Origin of the sequence: Pseudomonas frederiksbergensis, from assembly GCF_900105495.1 — a bacterium.
GTDB lineage: Bacteria > Pseudomonadota > Gammaproteobacteria > Pseudomonadales > Pseudomonadaceae > Aquipseudomonas > Aquipseudomonas frederiksbergensis.
The window spans coordinates 2,809,254-2,830,831 of sequence record NZ_FNTF01000002.1 but is presented as its reverse complement, the minus strand read 5'-3'; the positions used below and the strand labels follow the sequence as shown (position 1 = coordinate 2,830,831).

The following is a 21,578-nucleotide window of genomic DNA, read 5'->3' as shown; positions in this document are numbered from 1 at the left end:
TCAACCCTCCTTCGCGGGCGTTGGAGCAGATTGACCACTGTCTTTCAAAGCCTTGGTCACTTCCGGCGGCATGTACTTTTCATCGTGCTTGGCCAGCACTTCGTCGGCCACCACCACGCCGTCGGCGTTGAGCTTGCCCAGGGCAACGATGCCCTGCCCTTCGCGGAACAGGTCCGGAAGGATGCCGCGATAAGTGATGGTCACGGATTTACTGAAGTCAGTGACGACGAATTTCACGTCCAGCGAATCGCCGGAACGTTGCAGCGAACCTTTTTCGACCATGCCGCCAGCGCGGATGCGCGTGTCTTGCGGGGCTTCGCCGTTGGCGATCTGGGTCGGGGTGTAAAACAGATTGATGTTTTGCTGGAGGGCGCTCAGGGCCAGGCCGACGGCAGCGCCGACACCGACCAGGATCGCGAGAATGATGATAAGACGCTTTTTGCGCAGCGGATTCACTTGCCGTTCTCCCGGCGCAGACGACGCGCCTCTTGTTGCAGATACCGCTTGCGGGCCAGGATTGGCGCCGCCACGTTGAGGGCCAGCACCGCCAGGCTGATGCCATAGGCGGACCAGACATACAGGCCGTGATGGCCCATGGCGAGAAAGTCGCCGAATGAAGCGAAACTCATCGAGCGACCTCCAGACTGTTCTGCACTTCGGCCTTCACCCAGCTCGCCCGGGCTTCGCGCTTGAGCACTTCAAGGCGCATGCGCAGCAGCAACACCGCGCCGAAGAAACAGTAGAACCCCAGCGCCGTCAGCAGCAGTGGCAGCCACATCTCGACGGGCATTGCCGGTTTTTCGGTGAGGGTGAACGTCGCGCCCTGGTGCAGCGTGTTCCACCACTCCACCGAGTATTTGATGATCGGGATGTTGATCACGCCGACAATCGCCAATACCGCGCAGGCCTTGGCGGCACTGTCACGATTGCTGATCGCGTTGCCCAGCGCAATAAGACCGAAGTACAGAAACAGCAGAATAAGCATGGACGTAAGTCGTGCATCCCAGACCCACCACGAACCCCAGGTCGGTTTGCCCCAGATCGCGCCGGTAACCAGCGCCACGGCGGTCATCCAGGCGCCGATGGGCGCGGCGCATTGCAGGGCGACGTCGGCCAGTTTCATCTTCCACACCAGCCCGACGATGCCACAGATCGCCAGCATCACGTAGATGGACTGGGCCAGGATGGCAGCCGGAACGTGGATATAAATGATGCGAAAGCTGTTGCCTTGCTGGTAATCCGGCGGCGCAAAAGCCAGGCCCCACACGACACCAACGCTGATCAGCAGCAACGCCGCGACACTCAGCCACGGCAGCAGTTTGCCGCTGATGCCGTAAAACCATTTGGGCGAGCCAAGCTTATGAAACCAGGTCCAGTTCATTACTGTTTCCATCACGGTTGCTGCTCGCCATCACGAAGCAGCCAAAAAGGGTCTTTACTGGTTAAAAAATAACCAGACCTCATTATTCGCCGACGCTGATCTTCAGGCCAGCAGCGATTGCAAAAGGTGTCAGGGTTATCGCCAGGGCGGTCAGGCTACCAAGCCACAAGAGATAACCGGTCGCCGGCATGCCCTGCAATGCCGCCTGCAAGGCGCCACTGCCGAGAATCAACACCGGGATGTACAACGGCAGAATCAGCAGCGCCAGCAACAGGCCACCGCGCTTCAATCCCACCGTCAGGGCCGCGCCCACCGCACCGAGCAGGCTCAGCACCGGTGTACCCAGCAACAAGGAAAGCAGCAACACCGGCAGACAGGCGGTTGGCAAACCGAGCATCAATGCCAGTAATGGCGCGAGCAAAACCAGTGCCAGGCCAGAGAAGGACCAGTGTGCCAGTACCTTGGCCAAAACCAGAAGAGGCAGGGGGTGCGACGAAAGGACCCACTGTTCAAGCGATCCGTCTTCGAAATCACTGCGGAAAAGCCCGTCCAGCGAGAGCAAAACCGATAAAAGCGCTGCTACCCAGACCAGTCCCGGAGACAAGGTTTGCAACAATTGAGACTCGGGGCCGACCGCCAGCGGGAACAGGGAAACGACGATCGCGAAGAATACGAGCGGATTGGCCAACTCCGCCGGACGGCGGAACAACAATCGGGCTTCACGGGCGACCAACAGGCCGAAAACACTCATACGGCCCAATTCCCCAAGTCAATGTCGCGATAGCCGGCCGGCATCCGGGTCAGCGTGTGGTGAGTGGTCAAGACCACCATGCCGCCGCGCTCGCAGTGTGCGGCCAGATGTTCTTCGAGTTGCGCCACGCCTTGTTTGTCGAGCGCGGTGAATGGCTCATCGAGGATCCATAGCGGCGGGCTTTCCAGGTACAACCGCGCCAACGCGACCCGGCGTTGCTGCCCGGCAGACAGCGTATGGCAAGGAACATCCTCGAACCCCCGCAGTCCCACAGCCGCCAGCGCTTGCCAGATCGCCTCCTGGGAGGCAGGTTGATGCAAGGCGCACAGCCAACTCAGGTTTTCTTCCGGCGTCAGCAAATCCTTGATCCCGGCGGCATGGCCGATCCACAGCAGGTTGCGCGCCAGCTCAAAGCGTTGCTCGTTCAATGGCTGGCCGTTGAGCAGCACCTGGCCGGCAGTCGGCTGCATCAGCCCGCAAAGCAGGCGTAAAAGGCTGGTCTTGCCGCTGCCGTTGGGGCCGCTGATTTGCAACATTTCGCCACTGGCCAGTCTCAATTCGAGATTTTCGAAGAGCAGCCGAAGGTCTCGCTCACAGGCGAGGGCAACGGTTTGCAGGACTGGACTGGTCAAGAGATCACGGGCCTTTTGGGTTCAAGTCGGCAGTGGAGCAGCCGTTAAAGATATGCAGGATAAATGCATTGGCGGCCCGTTCTAAGGAGCTGGATCAAGTATTTGAAATGTTTTCAGCGCCCCGGATACAACGGGGCGGCATTATACATGCCATGCCCTACTCTAAAGAGGGCAATTTCCTCAGGTTGTGACCGCGTATGACAGGCGAAATGAACATCCTTCCGCTCCCGCAAACCACGCCCGCGACTTCGCGACCGCTGGTGGTGAGTGGCGACCTGCTGAAGTTACTGACGCCGATGGAGGGCCTGATCACGGCCGGTCAGACCGCCAAGGCCGAAGTGCTGTCGCTCAAGCAGGCGGATCAGACCTTTCAACTGTTGCTCAAGGTCACCCTCGACAGCGGCCGTCAGACCACGGTCCAGGCCACCAGCAGCCAACCACTGCCTCAGGGCACCAGCCTGGCGATCACTCAGCCGTCGGCGAGTAATCTGGCCGTTACCGTGCAACAGGCCATCGCCTCCAGCGTCGCCACGCTCACTCGTATCGACACGACACAACTGCCCGTCGGCACCCTGCTGCAAGGCAAAGTGCTGACCTCTCAGGTGTTGCCACAGGTGCCGGGCCAGCCGACGGTGTTTCGCTCGATGGTGAGTTTGCTCAACACCGCGTTGAGCGGCAGCACCCTGAACATCGACAGCCCCACGCCCCTGCGCATCGGCACCTTGCTGAGCGCGCTGGTGCAGGACACCCAGACATTGAAGTTCGTGCCGTTGAGCAGCCGCCAGGAGCAATTGGCGGTGAGCCAACAACTGGTCAGCCAACAGAGTCGTCAAGGCTCGCTGGATGGCCTGCTCAAACTCCTGCAAAACCTGCCGCCCTCGAACCAGACGTCCAGTGACCTTCGTGCCGCCGTCGACAAGTTGCTCGCCGGCCTGCCCGATGTTCAACAACTCAGCACGCCAAAGGGGCTGGCCCAGGCACTGGCCAATAGTGGGCTGTTCCTTGAAGCCAAATTGCTCAGCGGTCAGAACCCGGCGCTGGCCGCGGACATGAAAGGTGATCTGCTCAAGCTGATCGCACAATTGACCCCAAGCCTGCCGGCCAACACCAATCTCAACGCGATCATTGCCGCCAACACCCTGGCCCAGGCCATGCCGAACTTCGTGCGCAGTGCCCTCGGCATGCTCGGTCAGGTCAGCGCCAAACCGCAGCCAACCAGCTTCCCGCTGCCCGAGCGCCTGCTCAAAAGCTTGGACGGCGAAGGCGACCTCGAGCACTTGCTGCGTTTGGCAGCCGCGGCGGTTTCACGCCTGCAAAGCCATCAACTGTCGAGCCTGGAACAGACCGGCGTCACTGACGACGGTCGGTTGATGAGCACGTGGCAACTGGAAATCCCGATGCGCAATCTGCAGGACATCGTGCCGTTGCAGGTCAAGTTCCAGCGCGAAGAAGCACCCGAGAAAGAACAACAAAACGAACGCCGCGACGAGCGCGAACCCAAACAACAATTGTGGCGAGTGGACCTGGCGTTCGACATGGAGCCCTTGGGCCCATTGCAGATTCAGGCACAACTGATCAAAGGCAGCCTGTCCAGCCAGCTCTGGGCCGAACGCCCGTACACCGCCAGCCTGATCGAAAGTCATCTGGCCGAACTGCGCCAACGACTGCTGGCGTCCGGCCTGAATGTCGGCGATCTCGATTGCCACCTCGGCACACCGCCACAAGGCCCTCAAACCCGCCTCGAACAACGCTGGGTCGACGAAACCGCATGAAAAACCCCAACACCCCGCGCCAGGCCGTCGCCCTCAAATACGACGGCAGCCACGCCCCTACCCTCACGGCCAAAGGTGACGAAGCACTGGCCGAAGCCATCCTGAAGATTGCCCGCGAATGCGAGGTGCCGATCTACGAGAACCCCGAGTTGGTGAAACTGCTGGCGCGGATGGAATTGGGGGAGAGTATTCCGGAAGAGTTGTATCGCACGATTGCCGAGATTATTGCGTTTGCGTGGAATCTGAAGGGTAAGTTCCCGGCAGGGCATGATCCGGATACGCCGATGGTGGAGAAGGACATTACTGATCCCGGGGATGATTACTGACTCCAACTACACCTGAGTCAAGACTATTCTCCGCTATTTACCGCTCGTCGCGACTGTCAGATATGACAGTTGCGCAGAAACTCGCCGCTGTCGCCAGATGGGCCAACAGCGTCGACTCCCGGCGCTGCCCCAAACGGAGCGCTCCGATGAACTTAACCGTCAAAGCTGACGAGGACTCTGCGGACAGCAGTGTGCTGGCCCTGGGAGCCCCTCATATTCCCAAATGGGTTTCACCAATGGATGGCGATGAGGGTTACCACGGCGGCATTGGCGCTGAAGCCCTGAAAACCGATCTGCTCGTTATCGTTGATCCCTGGCTTAGCAGCGCGATAGGCCAAAGTTGCGCTCTCTTCTGGGATGACGACGTAAGCCCGATCCACACGGAAGTTATCGATACACCCGAAAAGCTCACCGAGCCTCTTCTATTTCATGTACCGGCAAGTCAAATCATGGATGGAAGCGCGTTCCCGGTTTTCTATCGTGTCATACGCTCCGGTGGTAACGAAGCCGACTCGTTCAAACTCAACGTTCTGGTCAAACGCTCTCTGCCGGGAGGCGAACTCGACAAACCCGAACCTCTCGGTCATCCCGGACTGCGTTACACCTTCATTCCAGATATCAAGGACGGCGTCGATGGCGAGATGGCAAAGCAAGGTGTTGCCATGCGTATCGAGCCCTATCAGCACATCACCGTGTTCGACCGCATCGTCGCGCGATGGGGGAAGGAAGAACAGGTGATCCACTATCCGGTCACACCTGAACAAATCAGCGATCCACAAAACCATCCGATTCTGATCATGTTCGATGAACAATTGATCAAGCGTGCGGGTGATGGCAAGCATTTGATCACTTATCAGGTAATCGACCGCTGTGGAAACCGTCCACATGCCTATGCCCCTTGGGCAATTCCCACTGAAGTCAGCGTCAATGTGAATCGCATACCCGCACCAACCGTAACAGGTGAGCAAGCTGGGGTGCTGGATCCTGCTTACGTCTCGAACGTTCAGGTTGTCGCTTCTGGTATCGGGCTGGCCGCTGGCGACAGCGTAAGCGCTCACTGGCAAGGGCGGATAGAGCGCGAGACAACAGCCAAGACCTACTCAGGAAGCGGAACGCTGGAGTTTCCGATACCGATCATCTGGGCCAATGAAAGCGACCAAAGCTCTGTCAGTGTCACCCTGCGCGTGGTACGTGCGGGCGCAAAACCTGTTTCCGAGTCTAAATCCTTCATGATCAAAACCACGATCAGCCTGAAGCCCCCCAAGGTTCTGGAGGCCTATGGCGCACAAGGCGATCGTTTGAAAATGTCCGATATCTATGAGGCCAGACACGTCACGGTTCAAATTCAACAATATGTGGGAATGGCTGTGGGGCAGACCATTCGTGTCCGCTGGGCATCTGCGCGGAAAATCTATGACAGCGCGATCACGACCGTGACGGCCGTCGGCACAATGGAGTTCCTCATTCCCCGCATGGAAGTGGTGGATTCAATCGGCAGTACTGTTCCCGTCAGTTTCACGGTACGTACCTTTCCCAGCGGCCCCCTGCACCGTTCTGATCCGCTACGGCTGGATGTTGATGCTCAAGCATTTGTCCTGCCCCCGCTACGAATCACCTCCGACCAATCCACAGTCACTGTCCGTTATCCGGCAATGGCCACCGGATACCACGCGCGCGTCCGCCTGGATGGAGTTTCTACTCGTTATACGCAATGGCAAGACATGAAAACTGGTGTTACCGCAGAGTTTTCAATCTTGGAAAGCTGGATAGCTGAAAACAAGGGGAAAACCGTGTTGATCAATTACAGCGTCAATCGACCCGGTATAGCCGAGCAGAGCCAGTTCTCTCAAGTATTAAGAGTAGAACTATAACCCGCGTCACCCATTGACTACTCACTAGAACTCTAAAGGAGTTAAAGACATGACCGCTGAGCTGAAAACATTTAATCTTGTCGCACCCAAGGTTCTTGAGGCCTCTGGCGCTGACGGAAAACGCTTGAACTTCAACGATGTCTATAACAGCACCCACGTCAATGTCCAAGTGCCACATTACGTGGGCATGCTCAATGGACATGAAGTGAGGGTACGCTGGACAAATGGTCGCTATAAATATGATAGCGAGACATTGACCGTCGGCACCCCGGGCCTTCTGAACTTCAAAATCCCTCGACTTGAAGTGATCGATTCAATTGACTCCCTTGTGACGGTCAACTACAGCGTTCGCCTCAATCCAGATGTGCCGCTGATTATTTCGAAATCACTGTCCTTAAATGTTGACGAGCAAGTATTCGACCTCCCCGAACCCAGACTTTCCGCTGACAGGCAGAAGGTGACCGTAAAGTTTTTGAATATGACACCCGGCTACACTATCAGGATCAGGTGGCACGGAGTGGTAATACGGGACACCGAAAGCCAGGCAATTCAGAACAGCTCATCAATGGCCTTCGATATTCCAGCAAACTGGATAAAGGAGAACACTGGGAAAACCGTATTAATCAACTACAGCGTTCGCCGTTCAGGATCGAACGATAACCTGATGTTGTCTCGTTTGCGGCGCATCACTTTTTGAATAATCTCTGGTAAGAGCGAAAGACACAGAATGCAGATCAAGTGCATTCTGTGCCTTTACATTTCGAACAATGCAATCAGCCGTCGAGATCAACCTCCAAACAGTTCCACGACCTGATCACCCTCGTGATAACTGAATGCCGAAGTAGCACCTGCTGACAAATCCACCCTGATAACAGGAAGCAGATCACCTGTCATATTGAAATAATCTTGCTGCATATACTTGGCACCGGTCACCCCGGCACCACCACCTTGATGCTGCAGATAAAAAAATGCATACAGTGGTAGTTTTTTTGGAATGTCTTGCGGCCACAGCGAAAGAATTATTTCATTGTGATACTGCCGCTCCTCTGCTGGCGGCTCAAATTGGCCTCGTGCCTGAAGGCTGATTGCAAACTGCTCTACACTTGAAGTAAAGCCACATTGGTTTTTATTTCTGTTTGAAAAGTACCCGCCTCCCGCCACTGACCGATAATGCACTTTCCATTGTTCAAGCGTAGTTACCCCCTCATCCGGGCAAGAGCGACTCTTTGTCGGATAAGAACTGTGAGCCCCACACCCTCCCACGCCCGCTCGATACCAACTCGCCGCATCGGTAGGAAAAGAGCAAAGCACGCTAATTGGATAAGTACCCAACCGTTCGGCAGTAGCAAAGTCTTTGAAAATAAATCCGTGCAGGTCACCCCAAGCCAGATTGGTTATCCCTAGATCTCTACGCAGATAGGAAAATGGCACTCCTGCCTTATTGATCGCTGTAGGGCTTGGGTTCCAGGAGTGATACGAAGGTTTCGCACCAGTGGTACGAACAATTACACCACTGCAATAATACGCCGCTTTTCCGCTGCAATTATTTGATAGGTTGTTGTATCGAACATTCAGCCTTTCCGCTACCAGTTGGCCAAACCTCTGATCTTTCGCATCAAAACTGAATATATTCTTGTCTGCCGCAGCAATATCCATCTTGACAATAGGCACATACAAGGACGTCTCAAGGTAGTACTCACGTTGAAATTTTTGTGCGTCCGCCAACTTCGCTGGCGTAGACGCATCATAAAACACCGCTTCTACAGGAAGATTTTCAGGTTTGCTCTCATCCCACGTCTGAACCAGAACCTCAGTGGGCTTGGCCGTCCAGGCAGCGTCCACAAGTTTGTGCGCCTCAAGACTGGCTTTGAACTGAGCCGCGACAACCGTACTTAGAGAGCACTGATTCTTTGGCAGAGAACTGTGTTCCTTGAAGTTTTTCAACCAGGCCGCCGCCGTTGTTGCGGGAACTGCCAACTTTGCACAATTGGCAAGGTCCGCGCTCGCTTGCTCAACCTTAGGTGCGAACCCGCATCCGTGATCTGCTCGCACATCAAGTGATTCGGTTGGAAAGGGGAAAATACAACGCAGGTTCAGCGCTTTGCCTACTGCCAGGGCCGAAGTCTGATCTTTCAGGATAAAACCCGATTTTCTACCGCCATTAAGCGAAGTACTGCCTATGTCAGAGCGAATATAGGTAAACGCCACCGACCCTAATGTCGTCGCCTTCGAGCCATAATCCCAAAACTTGAAAAACGTACTGTAATCCACTGCCCGCAAGAGAACACCGGAGCAATGATAAGCGGGCGTAGCATTTGAGCACTGCACTACATTACTGTTGTATTTGGCGTTCAAATCCGTGATCAGCGCCTGTCCGGACATGGCTTGAACATGTGTAACGCAACAAAATATCAAAATAATCAAAGTTCTCATCTGGACAGTTCCGCTTGAGAGAGAAATTAATCTCAAGTCTCTGCTGCCCCAAGCACGCTTTTCTACTGTCAGAAATAACAGTCTCGACGAACGGCGCTCTGGATGATCTGACGTTGCTTGATTATTTAGTGAACCGATGGGAGGAGTTTAAGTCTGCATCAAATACAAAAAAGATCGCAGCCTCGTTGCACTCGACAGCTCCTACAGGGTGTACACCATCCCAATGTAGGAGCTGTCGAGTGCAACGAGGCTGCGATCTTTTGATCTTCTCAGTTCTTGTGCAACTTACTCATCAACTCCGCCTCAGCCTGGGTCAAGCCGCAGGACTGAGTCAGTTCATCGACGCTCGCACCCATACCGACCAGTTTTGCCGCCTGGGCAAACGACAGGCTCGACGGATCGCGCTGTTCCAGTTGAGCCAGTTTGTCCGGCAACGGGCCAACCACCGCGCGCAGTTCGTGCAGGTCTTCACCCATGCGCACATTGCCGCTTTGGTAGTCCTCGACACGCCGGGCCAGGTCCTTGATGCGCTGATCGCGCAGCGCATCGCCCTGGGCCTGTTGCGCAGCGATCAGTCGTTGGCCTCGTATGTACGCCAGAAACATCGCCAGCGTGCCTGCCCAAAAGAGGAACAGGACAATGACCGCAACCTCAAGAATCAATCAGATGTTCTCCAGGTCCGACCATTCTTCTTCGCTCATCATCTTGTCCAGCTCGACCAGGATCAGCAATTCGTTGTTCTTGTTGCACACGCCCTGAATGAACTTGGCGGATTCTTCGTTACCGACGTTCGGCGCGGTCTCGATTTCCGACTGACGCAGGTAAACCACTTCGGCCACGCTATCGACCATGATCCCGACCACTTGCTTGTCGGCTTCGATGATGACGATTCGGGTGTTGTCGCTGATCTCGGCATTCATCAGGCCGAAGCGCTGGCGGGTGTCGATCACGGTGACCACGTTGCCGCGCAGGTTGATGATGCCCAGCACGTAGCTCGGGGCACCCGGGACCGGGGCGATCTCGGTGTAACGCAGGACTTCCTGAACGCGCATCACGTTGATGCCGTAGGTTTCATTGTCCAGTTTGAAGGTTACCCATTGCAGGATCGGATCTTCAGAACCTTTTGCATTCGTCGCTTGATTACTCATACCCTGACCCCTCGAAAAACCGCTTCTGGCGGTGTGTGTTCTGTAGGCGGCATTCAACAATGCCGTCGCATACTTGTTATGTCGGCAGCTATGTCGGTTTGTGTAGCGGCTTGCTGCCGCTCATGTGCTTTGCCCCGCCGCTGGCGATCAACTCGGCCAGGGCGGAAACGTCCAGCAGCGCACACATGTGCTCAATCACCGTGCCGGCGAGCCATGGCCGCTGACCTCGGTGACTTCTCCATTTGATTTCGTTCGGGTCCAGGCGCAACGAGCGGCTGACCTGATGCACCGCCAGCCCCCATTCGTAGCCCTGAACCGAAATAACGTATTGCAGGCCCTGACGGAAATCGTCGCGGTAACGGTCGGGCATGACCCAACGCGCGGTGTCCAATACTTTCAGGTTGCCGGCCTGGCTCGGCAGGATCCCGAGGAACCATTCCGGCTGACCGAACAGCGGTGTCAGCTCGTGGCCGGCCAACGAATAAATCGAACCCAGACACACCAGCGGCACCGCCAGGGTCAGCCCGGCGACGTCGAACAACAGGCATTCGAACGGCTCGGCAGCCCAGGACGGGCGACCATCGGTTTCCACGGGTGGCGGCGTATTGCTCGGTGGCCGGTGGACTTCGACCACCGGTGGCACCAAGGCTTGCAGCAGCGGTGCGATGGTCGAGACCGGCGCGAGAAGCGGCGCTGGTGTTTCGATCACGGCTACCGGTGCTTTCGCCACCGACGCCGCAACCACGGCGGGTTTCTGCGCATCGCGAGCCTGCTCTTCAAGAACCGCTGCCTGGAACTCGTCCAGCGCCGCTTCAACTTCGACCGCTTCGACAACCTCAATGACTTCAACCAGTGCTTCGACTTCCAGCGGCAACTCTTCAGTCGCCTCCATCAGCAAGCTGTCCAGATAAGACTGGAGAGCCAGTTGCGGGCGCGAGGTGACCTTCACCGGCCGGTTCATGCGCGCACCACCGTAGGAGCTGTGTTCATCAGGCCACCGTCGGGACAAGTTGTGCGGCCAGCAAATGCTTGAGCAACGCGCGATAAGCCAGCACCCCACGGCTCTTGCCGTCGAACTGCGAAGGCGTCACGCCGGCACGGCTGGCGTCGCGCAAGCGGGTATCGACCGGGATGTAGCCCTGCCAGATTTCTTCCGGGTACTTGTCGCGCAATACTCGCAGCGTGCTGAGAGAAGCCTGCGTGCGGCGGTCGAACAGGGTCGGCACGATGCTGAACGGCAGCGCCTGTTTACGCGAACGGTTGATCATCGCCAGGGTATTGACCATGCGTTCCAGGCCTTTGACCGCCAGGTGTTCAGTCTGCACCGGAATGACCAATTGCTGGCTCGCCGCCAAGGCATTGACCATCAGCACGCCAAGCAACGGCGGGCTGTCGATCACGGCGTAATCGAAGTCCTGCCAAAGTTGCGCCAGGCTCTTGGCAATCACCAGGCCCAAGCCGCTCTGTCCCGGCGACTGGCGCTCGAGGGTAGCGAGTGCGGTGCTTGATGGCAGCAGGGAAATACTTTCGTGGCTGGTGGGCAACAGCAACTGACCGGGCAAACCTTGCGGCACACTGCCCTTGTGCAGGAACAGGTCGTAGCTGCTGTGTTCCAGACTGTCGGGGTCGTAACCGAAGTAGCTGGTCATGGAGCCGTGGGGGTCGAGATCGACCACGACCACGCGCTTGCCCGCCTCGGCCAGTAAACCGGCTAAAGCGATAGAGGAAGTGGTTTTACCAACACCACCCTTTTGATTGGCAACGGCCCAGACTCTCATTCGGATTGTTCCTCCCGGTCGAAATGCCGACCGAGAAATAGCTCAACGTATTAATGCGGGTGACGGAGAATTGACGGCACTCTCTCGTCCCGGCGACTTGACCGGGGTCGGTGCAGTTTGTGTGCCAGCACGCTTCAACGCGGCATCCGGTTTCGCATTGGCCGTTCCGGTACCCGTGAGGCTGCGGCGCACATCAAGATTTCGTGACACCACCAGCACCACGCGACGGTTACGCGCCCGCCCCTCGGCAGTGGCGTTGTTGGCTACTGGCTGGAACTCGCCGTAACCCACCGACGCCAGGCGACCGGGGTTCACACCCTGCATCGCCAGCATGCGCACGATGCTCGCCGAACGGGCCGAGGACAGCTCCCAGTTGGTCGGGTATTGCGCGGTGCGGATCGGTTGATCGTCAGTGAACCCTTCGACGTGAATCGGGTTGTCGAACGGTTTCAGAATCGCCGCAACCTTGTCGATGATGTTGAACGCGATGTCGCTGGGCATGGCGTCACCGCTGCCGAACAACAGGCTGGAATTGAGTTCGATCTCGACCCACAACTCGTTGCCGCGAATGGTCATCTGGTTGGAGCTGATCAGGTCGCCGAACGCCGCGCTGATGTCATCGGCGATGCTTTTGAGCGGATCGCTGGCACCCGCGATTCCGGCGTCGACCTGCTCGGCGTCTTTAACCAGCGGCTTGGCCGGGGTCACGGTCTGCGGTCGCTCGTCACCGATCGGGATCGGCTTGAGGGCGCGGTCGGAGTCGGTAAAGACCCCGATCAACGCTTCGGAAATAACCTTGTACTTGCCTTCGTTGATCGAAGAGATCGAGTACATCACCACGAAGAAAGCGAACAGCAACGTAATGAAGTCGGCGTATGAAACCAGCCAGCGTTCATGGTTTACATGTTCTTCAGGTTGCCGACGACGAGCCATAGTCCATTACCCCCATCAATCCATGAAGCCTTGAAGCTTCAACTCAATAGAGCGAGGGTTTTCACCTTCGGCGATCGACAGAATGCCTTCCAACAACATTTCGCGATAACGCGACTGCCGCAAAGCAACAGCCTTGAGTTTGGCGGCAATCGGCAGCAGCACCAGGTTGGCACTGGCCACGCCATAGATGGTCGCGACGAAGGCCACGGCAATGCCGCTACCCAGTTGCGAGGGATCGGCCAGGTTGCCCATGACGTGGATCAGGCCCATCACCGCACCGATGATGCCGATGGTCGGCGCGTAGCCGCCCATGCTTTCGAAGACTTTGGCGGCTTCGATGTCGCGGCTTTCCTGGGTGTAGAAATCCACTTCCAGAATGCTGCGAATCGCTTCCGGCTCCGCGCCGTCCACCAGCAGTTGCAGGCCTTTGCGCGAGTAGTTGTCAGGTTCGGCGTCGGCCACCCCTTCCAGACCCAGCAGGCCTTCCTTGCGTGCGGTCAGGCTCCAGTTGACGACGCGATCGACGCCACCGGCGAGGTCTACGCGAGGTGGAAACAGGATCCAGGCCAGAATCTGCATGGCGCGTTTGAAGGCGCTCATCGGTGACTGCAGCAGCGCCGCACCGACGGTTCCGCCGATAACGATCAACGCCGCCGGGCCGTTGGCCAGGGCGCCGAGGTGGCCGCCTTCAAGGTAGTTGCCGCCAATGATGGCGACGAACGCCATGATGATCCCGATGAGGCTTAAAACATCCATCAGATACAAGCCTCGACCAAATGCTTGCCAATATCGTCCAGGCTGTACACCGCGTCGGCGAGTTCGGCTTTGACGATGGCCATCGGCATGCCGTAGATCACGCAGCTGGCTTCATCCTGCGCCCAGATTGCACTGCCGCCCTGTTTGAGCAGACGTGCGCCTTCACGACCATCGGCGCCCATGCCGGTCAATACGACCGCCAGAACTTTGTCACCGTAAGACTTGGCCGCGGAACCGAAGGTGATGTCCACGCACGGCTTGTAGTTCAGGCGTTCGTCGCCCGGCAGGATTTTCACCGCGCCACGGCCGTCGATCATCATTTGCTTGCCACCCGGCGCCAGCAACGCCAGGCCCGGACGCAGGATGTCGCCATCCTCGGCTTCCTTGACGCTGATGCGGCAGAGCTTGTCCAGACGCTCGGCGAAAGCCTTGGTAAAGGCCGCCGGCATGTGCTGGATCAATACGATCGGTGCGGGGAAATTGGCCGGCAACTGGGTCAGCACCCGCTGCAAGGCAACCGGGCCGCCAGTGGACGTGCCGATGGCGACCAGTTTGTAGGCTTTGCGTTTCGGCGCTGGCGACGACGAGGCTGGCGCAGGGGTACGCGCCGGAATCGGCGCCGGTGCCGGACGCGCAGGCGCGCTGCTGCCGTAGCTGCTGACGCTCGAAGGTGCAGGCGTCGGGGCGGGTGCGGCTACAGGTGCCGGAGCGCTGTAGGTGTTGGCGCGACGGTTACTGCGCGAGATGCTGAGAATCTTTTCGCACAGCAGTTGCTTGACCTTCTCCGGGTTGCGGGAGATGTCTTCGAAATTCTTCGGCAGGAAATCCACCGCGCCAGCGTCCAGCGCATCGAGGGTTACCCGAGCGCCTTCGTGGGTCAGCGAGGAGAACATCAACACCGGGGTCGGGCAGCGCTGCATGATGTGCCGCACTGCCGTGATGCCATCCATCATCGGCATCTCGTAGTCCATGGTGATCACGTCTGGCTTGAGGGCCAGCGCCTGATCAATCGCCTCTTTTCCGTTGGTCGCCGTGCCGACGACCTGGATATTCGGATCCGCTGAAAGAATTTCCGAGACGCGGCGGCGGAAAAACCCCGAATCGTCCACCACCAGGACTTTAACTGCCATAAACACTCCGTTAGGCGGAGCGAGGCTCAGTCGCCCCGCCCCACCAGAATCAAATACGCCGTGCGGCGTAACGCTTGAGCATGCTCGGAACATCGAGAATCAGCGCAATGCGGCCGTCACCGGTGATGGTGGCGCCGGACATGCCCGGGGTTCCCTGGAGCATTTTGCCCAATGGCTTGATGACCACTTCTTCCTGGCCCACCAGTTGATCGACGACGAAGCCGATCCGCTGAGTGCCCACCGAAAGGATCACCACATGGCCTTCGCGCTGCTCTTCGTGAGCGGCGGAACTGACCAACCAGCGTTTGAGGTAGAACAATGGCAGCGCCTTGTCCCGCACGATCACCACTTCCTGGCCGTCCACCACGTTGGTGCGCGACAGGTCGAGGTGGAAGATCTCGTTGACGTTCACCAGCGGGAACGCAAACGCCTGGTTGCCCAGCATGACCATCAGCGTCGGCATGATCGCCAGGGTCAACGGGACCTTGATGACGATCTTCGAGCCCTTGCCCTTGGTCGAGTAGATATTGATGGTGCCGTTGAGCTGGGCGATTTTGGTTTTCACCACGTCCATGCCCACGCCGCGTCCGGAGACATCGGAAATTTCGGTCTTGGTCGAGAAGCCCGGCGCGAAGATCAGGTTGAAGCAATCGGATTCGCTGAGGCGATCCGCCGCATCCTTGTCCATCAGGCCTTTCTTCACGGCAATGCCGCGCAGAACGTCGGCGTCCATGCCCTTGCCGTCATCGGAGATCGACAGCAGGATGTGGTCGCCTTCCTGTTCAGCGGACAGGATCACCTTGCCGCTGCGCGGCTTGCCCATCGCTTCACGCTCGGCCGGCTCTTCAATACCGTGGTCGACCGAGTTGCGCACCAAGTGGACCAGCGGGTCGGCCAGGGCCTCGACGAGGTTCTTGTCGAGGTCGGTTTCTTCGCCGACCAGTTCCAGGTTGATCTCTTTCTTGAGCTGGCGAGCCAGGTCGCGAACCAGACGTGGGAAGCGCCCGAAGACCTTTTTGATCGGTTGCATCCGGGTCTTCATGACCGCGGTTTGCAGGTCGGCCGTGACCACGTCGAGGTTCGACACGGCCTTGGACATGGCTTCGTCGCCGCTGTTGAGGCCCAGACGGACCAAACGGTTACGCACCAGTACCAACTCGCCGACCATGTTCATGATTTCGTCGAGACGTGCGGTATCGACGCGCACGGTGGTCTCGGCTTCGCTGGCCGGTTTTTCCGCTGGCGGCGCAGACGCGGCACGAGCCGGGGCCGGGGTAGCAGCAGGCTTCGGCGCTTCGGCTTTAGGCTCGGGCGCTTTGGCGACAGGTTTCGCTGCAGCGGCAGGAGCCTTGGTGACAGGTGCCGAAACAGCGGCGCCAGTGCCGACTTCAGTGAACTTGCCTTTGCCGTGCAATTCGTCGAGCAGCGATTCGAACTCGTGATCGGAGATCAGATCGCCGCCAGCCGCTTTTGCGGTAGGCGCAGCCGGGGCCGGGACCGCAGCAATGGCCGACTCCAGCGCATCAACGGCAAAGTTGCCCTTGCCGTGCAGTTGATCGAGCAGTGCTTCGAACTCGTCGTCGGTGATATCGGAGCTGTCGCCTGGCGCTTTCGGGGCAACCGGTGCGGCTGGCGCCGAGGCTACCGCATCGACCGCGAACTGGCCTTTACCGTGCAGTTGATCGAGCAACGACTCGAACTCGGCATCGGTGATTTCGTCGCTGCCCGCTGCATTGCTGCTCGGCGCTGGCACAACTGCCGGGGCTTCTGCCTGAGCCTTGACGGCGTTCAGCGAGTCCAGCAGTTGTTCGAATTCGTTATCGGTGATGTCACCCGACTCGCTCTCGGCGGCAGGTTCTTCCACCACGTCGGCGACCGGTGCCGTTTCATCGGCGGTTTTCGGCTCGGCCAAACGGGCCAGTGCCGCCAGCAATTCTGGTGTGGCAGCCGTGATCGGGCTGCGCTCGCGGACTTCGGTGAACATGCCGTTCACCGCATCCAGCGCTTCGAGAACCACGTCCATCAGTTCCGAGTCGACGCGACGCTCACCCTTGCGCAGGATGTCGAACACGTTCTCGGCGATGTGACAGCACTCCACCAGCTCGTTGAGCTGGAGGAAGCCGGCGCCTCCTTTTACAGTGTGAAAACCGCGAAAAATTGCATTGAGCAAGTCCGCATCATCAGGTCGGCTTTCAAGCTCGACCAGCTGTTCGGACAGTTGCTCTAGAATCTCGCCGGCCTCAACCAGGAAATCCTGAAGGATCTCTTCATCGGCGCCGAAGCTCATGTGTAGGGGTGCTCCTAGAATCCAAGGCTGGAAAGCAAATCGTCTACATCGTCCTGACCGGACACAACGTCTTCTCTTTTATCGGCATGAATCTGCGGACCTTCACCCTGAGAGAGATGTTTTTGCGGATCTTTTTCTGCCAGCATCGCTTCACGGTCATGTTCGATGCCCGCAAAGCGGTCCACCTGACTGGCCATAAGCACGAGCTTGAGCAGGTTGCTTTCAACTTCGGTGACCAGTTGGGTCACGCGCTTGATCACCTGACCGGTGAGGTCCTGGTAATCCTGAGCGAGCAGAATGTCGTTGAGGTTGCTCGACACAACGCGATTGTCTTCGCTGCTGCGTGTCAGGAAACCGTCGACTCGCCGAGCCAGCTCGCGGAACTCTTCAGCCCCGACTTCGCGACGCATGAACCGTCCCCAATCGGTGCTCAAGGCCTGGGCTTCGTTGCTCAGGCCGTTGACCAGCGGCGTGGCGTTTTCCACCAGGTCCATGGTGCGGTTGGCCGCGGCTTCGGTCAGCTTGACCACATAACCCAAGCGCTCGGTGGCATCCGTGATCTGCGAGACCTCCTCGGCTTGCGGCATGTTCGGGTCAATCTGGAAATTGACGATCGCACTATGCAGCTCGCGAGTGAGCTTGCCCACTTCCTGATACAGGCCACGGTCACGGGTCTGATTGAGCTCATGGATCAGTTGCACAGCGTCGCCGAACCTGCCTTTTTCAAGGCTTTCGACCAGTTCGACCGCGTGTTTTTTCAGGGTCGATTCGAAATCGCCCTGTGAAGACTCGTTATGCTCCATAGCTCCCCCGTGGCGAAGTGGATCAACCGATGCGTTCGAAAATCTTTTCGATTTTGTCTTTCAACGCCTGGGCCGTGAAGGGTTTGACCACATAGCCGTTAACACCGGCCTGGGCCGCTTCGATGATCTGCTCGCGCTTGGCTTCAGCGGTGACCATCAGCACTGGCAGGTGCTTGAGCTTTTCATCCGCGCGTACGTGACGCAGCAGATCGATGCCGGTCATGCCAGGCATGTTCCAGTCCGTTACCAGAAAGTCGATGCTGCCGCTGTTGAGGACCGGGATCGCAGTGATGCCATCGTCAGCCTCGACCGTGTTGGTGAACCCAAGGTCACGCAACAGGTTTTTTATGATCCGCCGCATCGTTGAGAAGTCATCAACGATGAGGATTTTCATGTTCTTGTCCAATTCGACCTCCAAGCAGTCTTAAACGCGCCCAGCACCTGGACACGCCATTTCAATCAATCCGGCAATGCACTCGATGACTGTCTGGAGCACAACAGATCGTGACCGGCAAGGTTCAACACCCCACCAGCCGCGTTCGCAGTGCCCCCACACTGCCTTCAGCGCGCTCGCCACTCCCCCAAACGCCCCCGCAAACGGGCCGCGCACTGGCTATGTAACTGGCTGACCCGCGATTCGCTGACCCCCAGGACCTCACCGATTTCCTTGAGGTTCAGCTCTTCGTCGTAGTACAGCGCCAACACCAGTCGCTCACGCTCCGGCAAATTGGCAATCGCGTCCGCCAGCGCCGCCTGGAAGCGTTCATCTTCCAGATCGCGTGACGGCTCCAGATGTGCACTCGCGCCATCCTCGTGCAGCCCTTCGTGTTCGCCGTCCTGCAACAGATCGTCGAAACTGAATAACCGGCTACCCAGGGTGTCGTTCAAAATCCCGTAATAATCGTCGAGACTCAATTGGAGTTCGGCCGCAACTTCGTGATCTTTAGCGTCACGGCCGGTTTTAGCTTCAATCGAGCGAATGGCGTCGCTGACCATCCGGGTATTGCGGTGGACCGAACGTGGCGCCCAGTCCCCCTTGCGTACTTCGTCGAGCATCGCGCCGCGGATTCGAATGCCCGCGTACGTCTCGAAACTCGCGCCTTTGCTGGCGTCGTATTTGGTCGACACTTCAAGCAGGCCGATCATCCCGGCCTGGATCAGGTCTTCGACCTGGACACTGGCCGGCAGACGCGCCAGCAAGTGGTAGGCAATGCGTTTAACCAGTGGCGCGTAACGCTCGATCAGCTCGTACTGCGCGTCACGTGCCGACTTCTTGTAAAGGTTGTAGCCACCGGCTGTCATAGCACAGGTCCTGCGGTCTGTTGCACGAGGCGCTCGACGAAAAACTCCAGGTGCCCACGCGGGTTGGCAGGCAGCGGCCAGGTATCGACCTTCTGGGCAATGGCCTTGAACGCCAGTGAGCACTTGGACCGCGGGAAGGCTTCGTAGACGGCGCGCTGCTTCTGCACAGCCTTGCGCACACTTTCGTCGTAAGGCACCGCGCCGACGTATTGTAAGGCGACGTCAAGGAAGCGATCCGTGACCTTGGTCAACTTGGCGAACAGGTTGCGCCCTTCCTGCGGGCTCTGGGCCATGTTGGCCAGGACGCGGAAGCGGTTCATGCCGTAATCGCGGTTCAGCAGTTTGATCAGTGCGTAAGCATCGGTAATCGAGGTCGGTTCGTCGCAGACCACCAGCAAGACTTCTTGCGCTGCGCGGACGAAACTGACGACCGAGTCACCGATGCCCGCCGCGGTGTCGATCACCAGCACGTCGAGGTTGTCGCCGATATCGCTGAACGCCTGGATCAGGCCGGCGTGCTGGGCCGGGCTCAAATGAACCATGCTCTGTGTGCCGGACGCGGCCGGAACGATGCGGATGCCGCCAGGGCCCTGCAACAGTACGTCGCGCAGCTCGCAGCGGCCTTCGATCACGTCGGCCAACGTACGTTTGGGTGTCAGCCCCAGCAGGACGTCGACGTTCGCCAGCCCCAGATCGGCGTCCAACAGCATGACGCGCCGACCGAGCTCAGCTAGAGCCAGGGACAAGTTCACTGACACGTTAGTCTTCCCGACGCCACCTTTGCCGCCGGTCACCGCGATCACCTGTACGGGATGCATGCTGCCCATGAATTTCTTTACCTTGTCTTACTTAGACGGAGGCCACATTACTGGCTGCGCGTTCATTAACTGAACAATGCATGGCAGGCCATCGATGTAGGTACAAAAACTGTCATTAGTACCTCAGCCCACCTGCTTGGTCGGGCTGTGGTAAATATCAGCGAACATGTCAGCCATGGCTTCTTCGCTGGGTTCTTCTTGCATTTGCACGCTTACGGCGCGACTGACCAACTGATGACGACGCGGCAGATGCAAATCATCCGGGATCCGCGGGCCATCGGTCAGGTAGGCCACCGGCAATTCATGACTGATGGCCAGGCTCAACACCTCGCCCAGACTTGCCGTTTCATCCAGTTTAGTCAGGATGCAGCCAGCGAGCCCACAACGCTTGTAACTGTGATAAGCGGCCGTTAGAACCTGTTTTTGGCTGGTGGTTGCCAAAACCAGATAATTTTTCGATTTGATGCCACGACCGGCCAGGCTTTCGAGCTGCATGCGCAGTGCCGGATCGCTGGCCTGAAGGCCCGCGGTATCGATCAGCACCACGCGTTTGCGCAGCAAGGGCTCCAGCGCCTGTACCAGTGACTGCCCCGGATCGACGTGAGTCACCGACACATTGAGGATCCGGCCCAACGTCTTGAGTTGTTCCTGAGCACCAATACGGAAACTGTCCATGCTGACCAGCGCGATATTCTGCGCGCCGTACTTGAGCACGTAACGGGCCGCGAGCTTGGCCAGGGTAGTGGTCTTGCCCATGCCGGCAGGACCGACCATGGCAATCACGCCGCCCTCCTCCAGAGGCTCGACTTCCGGTGTGGCGATCATCCGCGCCAGGTGTGCCAGCAACATGCGCCAGGCCTGACGAGGTTCTTCAATATCGGTAATCAGCGCCAGCAAATCGCGCGACAACGGGCCGGACAGGCCGATGCGTTGCAGGCGACGCCAAAGATTGGCCTGGGCCGGACGGCTGCCTTGCAGCTGATTCCAGGCCAGGGAGCCGAGTTGCACTTCCATCAGTTCGCGCAGGCTGTTGAGCTCGAAACGCATCGAGTCGAACGCCCGTGGGTCAACGCCACCAGAGGCTGGTGCCGCAACCGGTGCAGGACGATGGGGTTCGGTGTACGTCGGTTCGATCAGCGGCTCGGCGGCGGTCAGTGGCAGGCCGGCGAACAATTGGCGATTGGTGGACTTGTCGCTCTCGCCATCGCTGCGCAGGCTCAGTTCGGCCTGGGCGGTGACGATCCGCGACTGGGTCTTGCGCAGCTCGTCTTCGAGTTCCATGTTCGGAACGCGCGGGGCCAGCGCCGACAACTTGTAATCCAGGGCAGCCGTCAGCTCGACACCACCGGCGATCCGGCGGTTGCCAATGATGGCGGCATCAGCGCCCAGCTCATCACGAACCAGTTTCATGGCCTGACGCATATCGGCGGCGAAAAAACGCTTAACTTGCATAAACC

Annotated in this window: 23 protein-coding genes; 4 read left to right on the top strand and 19 right to left on the bottom strand. The window is 58.2% G+C overall.

Going from position 1 to position 21,578, the window contains the following annotated elements:
• The 5 genes from ccmE to ccmA all read right to left on the bottom strand — a co-directional run bounded on the left by ccmE (position 1) and on the right by ccmA (position 2,764).
• Positions 1 to 456, bottom strand: a complete 456-nt coding sequence (gene ccmE / locus BLW70_RS13275; protein WP_074874600.1) for a cytochrome c maturation protein CcmE — start codon at positions 454 to 456, stop codon at positions 1 to 3.
• Positions 453 to 629, bottom strand: coding sequence for a heme exporter protein CcmD (gene ccmD / locus BLW70_RS13270; protein ID WP_007894243.1), 177 nt, complete (start codon positions 627 to 629; stop codon positions 453 to 455). The genes ccmE and ccmD overlap by 4 nt, the downstream gene beginning before the upstream one ends.
• Positions 626 to 1,381: a heme ABC transporter permease gene (locus BLW70_RS13265; RefSeq protein WP_074874599.1), complete on the bottom strand. Its 756-nt coding sequence runs from the start codon at positions 1,379 to 1,381 to the stop codon at positions 626 to 628. Before BLW70_RS13265 ends, ccmD begins: the two co-directional genes overlap by 4 nt.
• Positions 1,382 to 1,463: 82 nt before the next feature.
• The gene (ccmB, locus tag BLW70_RS13260; protein ID WP_008155797.1) at positions 1,464 to 2,132 is read right to left on the bottom strand and encodes a heme exporter protein CcmB; all 669 of its coding nucleotides are present in this window, start codon (positions 2,130 to 2,132) and stop codon (positions 1,464 to 1,466) included.
• On the bottom strand, positions 2,129 to 2,764 hold the full coding sequence (ccmA, locus tag BLW70_RS13255) for a cytochrome c biogenesis heme-transporting ATPase CcmA (protein ID WP_074874598.1): 636 nt from the start codon (positions 2,762 to 2,764) through the stop codon (positions 2,129 to 2,131). Before ccmA ends, ccmB begins: the two co-directional genes overlap by 4 nt.
• Before the next feature lie 197 nt (positions 2,765 to 2,961).
• On the opposite strand from ccmA, the gene fliK reads away from it, so the two are divergent.
• From fliK to BLW70_RS13235, 4 genes are all read left to right on the top strand, one after another.
• Positions 2,962 to 4,536 carry a flagellar hook-length control protein FliK gene (gene fliK / locus BLW70_RS13250; RefSeq protein WP_074874597.1) on the top strand — a complete coding sequence of 525 codons (1,575 nt, stop codon included), beginning with the start codon at positions 2,962 to 2,964 and terminating at the stop codon, positions 4,534 to 4,536.
• A complete protein-coding gene (locus tag BLW70_RS13245) occupies positions 4,533 to 4,862 on the top strand; it encodes an EscU/YscU/HrcU family type III secretion system export apparatus switch protein (protein WP_074874596.1) in 330 nt (109 codons plus the stop codon). Before fliK ends, BLW70_RS13245 begins: the two co-directional genes overlap by 4 nt.
• Positions 4,863 to 5,008: 146 nt before the next feature.
• Positions 5,009 to 6,733, top strand: coding sequence for a hypothetical protein (locus BLW70_RS13240; RefSeq protein WP_074874594.1), 1,725 nt, complete (start codon positions 5,009 to 5,011; stop codon positions 6,731 to 6,733).
• 49 nt (positions 6,734 to 6,782) lie between these two features.
• Positions 6,783 to 7,430 (top strand): hypothetical protein, encoded by a 648-nt coding sequence (locus BLW70_RS13235; protein ID WP_074874593.1) that lies wholly within the window; start codon positions 6,783 to 6,785, stop codon positions 7,428 to 7,430.
• Between the two features lie 89 nt (positions 7,431 to 7,519).
• Here BLW70_RS13235 and BLW70_RS13230 read toward each other — a convergent pair whose 3' ends face one another.
• From BLW70_RS13230 to flhF, 14 genes are all read right to left on the bottom strand, one after another.
• Positions 7,520 to 9,166: a hypothetical protein gene (locus tag BLW70_RS13230; RefSeq protein WP_074874591.1), complete on the bottom strand. Its 1,647-nt coding sequence runs from the start codon at positions 9,164 to 9,166 to the stop codon at positions 7,520 to 7,522.
• Between the two features lie 269 nt (positions 9,167 to 9,435).
• Complete coding sequence (locus BLW70_RS13225; protein ID WP_074874590.1) at positions 9,436 to 9,828, bottom strand: DUF2802 domain-containing protein; 393 nt, start codon at positions 9,826 to 9,828, stop codon at positions 9,436 to 9,438.
• Entirely contained in the window at positions 9,829 to 10,314 is a 486-nt protein-coding gene (locus BLW70_RS13220; RefSeq protein WP_008155806.1) for a chemotaxis protein CheW, read from the bottom strand.
• Between the two features lie 88 nt (positions 10,315 to 10,402).
• On the bottom strand, positions 10,403 to 11,275 hold the full coding sequence (locus BLW70_RS13215; RefSeq protein WP_074874588.1) for a CheW domain-containing protein: 873 nt from the start codon (positions 11,273 to 11,275) through the stop codon (positions 10,403 to 10,405).
• Positions 11,276 to 11,303: 28 nt separating this feature from the next.
• Positions 11,304 to 12,092, bottom strand: a complete 789-nt coding sequence (locus BLW70_RS13210; protein ID WP_074874587.1) for a ParA family protein — start codon at positions 12,090 to 12,092, stop codon at positions 11,304 to 11,306.
• Positions 12,093 to 12,134: 42 nt separating this feature from the next.
• Complete coding sequence (motD, locus tag BLW70_RS13205; protein WP_074874586.1) at positions 12,135 to 13,025, bottom strand: flagellar motor protein MotD; 891 nt, start codon at positions 13,023 to 13,025, stop codon at positions 12,135 to 12,137.
• A 15-nt stretch (positions 13,026 to 13,040) separates the two neighbouring features.
• Positions 13,041 to 13,781 (bottom strand): flagellar motor protein, encoded by a 741-nt coding sequence (locus tag BLW70_RS13200; RefSeq protein ID WP_074874584.1) that lies wholly within the window; start codon positions 13,779 to 13,781, stop codon positions 13,041 to 13,043.
• A complete protein-coding gene (locus BLW70_RS13195; RefSeq protein WP_074874582.1) occupies positions 13,781 to 14,911 on the bottom strand; it encodes a protein-glutamate methylesterase/protein-glutamine glutaminase in 1,131 nt (376 codons plus the stop codon). Before BLW70_RS13195 ends, BLW70_RS13200 begins: the two co-directional genes overlap by 1 nt.
• Before the next feature lie 49 nt (positions 14,912 to 14,960).
• Positions 14,961 to 17,198 carry a chemotaxis protein CheA gene (locus BLW70_RS13190; RefSeq protein ID WP_074874580.1) on the bottom strand — a complete coding sequence of 746 codons (2,238 nt, stop codon included), beginning with the start codon at positions 17,196 to 17,198 and terminating at the stop codon, positions 14,961 to 14,963.
• A 14-nt stretch (positions 17,199 to 17,212) separates the two neighbouring features.
• On the bottom strand, positions 17,213 to 18,001 hold the full coding sequence (locus tag BLW70_RS13185; protein ID WP_074874578.1) for a protein phosphatase CheZ: 789 nt from the start codon (positions 17,999 to 18,001) through the stop codon (positions 17,213 to 17,215).
• Positions 18,002 to 18,023: 22 nt separating this feature from the next.
• Positions 18,024 to 18,395: a chemotaxis response regulator CheY gene (locus BLW70_RS13180; RefSeq protein WP_008072643.1), complete on the bottom strand. Its 372-nt coding sequence runs from the start codon at positions 18,393 to 18,395 to the stop codon at positions 18,024 to 18,026.
• Between the two features lie 167 nt (positions 18,396 to 18,562).
• Positions 18,563 to 19,303, bottom strand: a complete 741-nt coding sequence (gene fliA, locus BLW70_RS13175; RefSeq protein WP_074874576.1) for an RNA polymerase sigma factor FliA — start codon at positions 19,301 to 19,303, stop codon at positions 18,563 to 18,565.
• Complete coding sequence (gene fleN, locus BLW70_RS13170; RefSeq protein ID WP_008001746.1) at positions 19,300 to 20,130, bottom strand: flagellar synthesis regulator FleN; 831 nt, start codon at positions 20,128 to 20,130, stop codon at positions 19,300 to 19,302. The genes fliA and fleN overlap by 4 nt, the downstream gene beginning before the upstream one ends.
• 114 nt (positions 20,131 to 20,244) lie before the next feature.
• A complete protein-coding gene (flhF, locus tag BLW70_RS13165) occupies positions 20,245 to 21,573 on the bottom strand; it encodes a flagellar biosynthesis GTPase FlhF (protein WP_074874574.1) in 1,329 nt (442 codons plus the stop codon).
• Positions 21,574 to 21,578: the final 5 nt, after the last annotated feature.

What these genes read in the sequence shown, in the direction of transcription:
- BLW70_RS13200 (WP_074874584.1), bottom strand. Translation starts at nt 13,781, where the DNA reads ATGGATGTTTTAAGCCTCATCGGGATCATCATGGCGTTCGTCGCCATC.
- BLW70_RS13215 (WP_074874588.1), bottom strand. Translation starts at nt 11,275, where the DNA reads ATGAACCGGCCGGTGAAGGTCACCTCGCGCCCGCAACTGGCTCTCCAG.
- BLW70_RS13210 (WP_074874587.1), bottom strand. Translation starts at nt 12,092, where the DNA reads ATGAGAGTCTGGGCCGTTGCCAATCAAAAGGGTGGTGTTGGTAAAACC.
- BLW70_RS13220 (WP_008155806.1), bottom strand. Translation starts at nt 10,314, where the DNA reads ATGAGTAATCAAGCGACGAATGCAAAAGGTTCTGAAGATCCGATCCTG.
- ccmD (WP_007894243.1), bottom strand. Translation starts at nt 629, where the DNA reads ATGAGTTTCGCTTCATTCGGCGACTTTCTCGCCATGGGCCATCACGGC.
- BLW70_RS13195 (WP_074874582.1), bottom strand. Translation starts at nt 14,911, where the DNA reads ATGGCAGTTAAAGTCCTGGTGGTGGACGATTCGGGGTTTTTCCGCCGC.
- BLW70_RS13180 (WP_008072643.1), bottom strand. Translation starts at nt 18,395, where the DNA reads ATGAAAATCCTCATCGTTGATGACTTCTCAACGATGCGGCGGATCATA.
- flhF (WP_074874574.1), bottom strand. Translation starts at nt 21,573, where the DNA reads ATGCAAGTTAAGCGTTTTTTCGCCGCCGATATGCGTCAGGCCATGAAA.
- BLW70_RS13235 (WP_074874593.1), top strand. Translation starts at nt 6,783, where the DNA reads ATGACCGCTGAGCTGAAAACATTTAATCTTGTCGCACCCAAGGTTCTT.
- fliK (WP_074874597.1), top strand. Translation starts at nt 2,962, where the DNA reads ATGACAGGCGAAATGAACATCCTTCCGCTCCCGCAAACCACGCCCGCG.
- BLW70_RS13245 (WP_074874596.1), top strand. Translation starts at nt 4,533, where the DNA reads ATGAAAAACCCCAACACCCCGCGCCAGGCCGTCGCCCTCAAATACGAC.
- BLW70_RS13265 (WP_074874599.1), bottom strand. Translation starts at nt 1,381, where the DNA reads ATGAACTGGACCTGGTTTCATAAGCTTGGCTCGCCCAAATGGTTTTAC.
- fliA (WP_074874576.1), bottom strand. Translation starts at nt 19,303, where the DNA reads ATGACAGCCGGTGGCTACAACCTTTACAAGAAGTCGGCACGTGACGCG.
- fleN (WP_008001746.1), bottom strand. Translation starts at nt 20,130, where the DNA reads ATGGGCAGCATGCATCCCGTACAGGTGATCGCGGTGACCGGCGGCAAA.
- motD (WP_074874586.1), bottom strand. Translation starts at nt 13,025, where the DNA reads ATGGCTCGTCGTCGGCAACCTGAAGAACATGTAAACCATGAACGCTGG.
- BLW70_RS13190 (WP_074874580.1), bottom strand. Translation starts at nt 17,198, where the DNA reads ATGAGCTTCGGCGCCGATGAAGAGATCCTTCAGGATTTCCTGGTTGAG.
- BLW70_RS13240 (WP_074874594.1), top strand. Translation starts at nt 5,009, where the DNA reads ATGAACTTAACCGTCAAAGCTGACGAGGACTCTGCGGACAGCAGTGTG.
- ccmB (WP_008155797.1), bottom strand. Translation starts at nt 2,132, where the DNA reads ATGAGTGTTTTCGGCCTGTTGGTCGCCCGTGAAGCCCGATTGTTGTTC.
- BLW70_RS13230 (WP_074874591.1), bottom strand. Translation starts at nt 9,166, where the DNA reads ATGAGAACTTTGATTATTTTGATATTTTGTTGCGTTACACATGTTCAA.
- BLW70_RS13185 (WP_074874578.1), bottom strand. Translation starts at nt 18,001, where the DNA reads ATGGAGCATAACGAGTCTTCACAGGGCGATTTCGAATCGACCCTGAAA.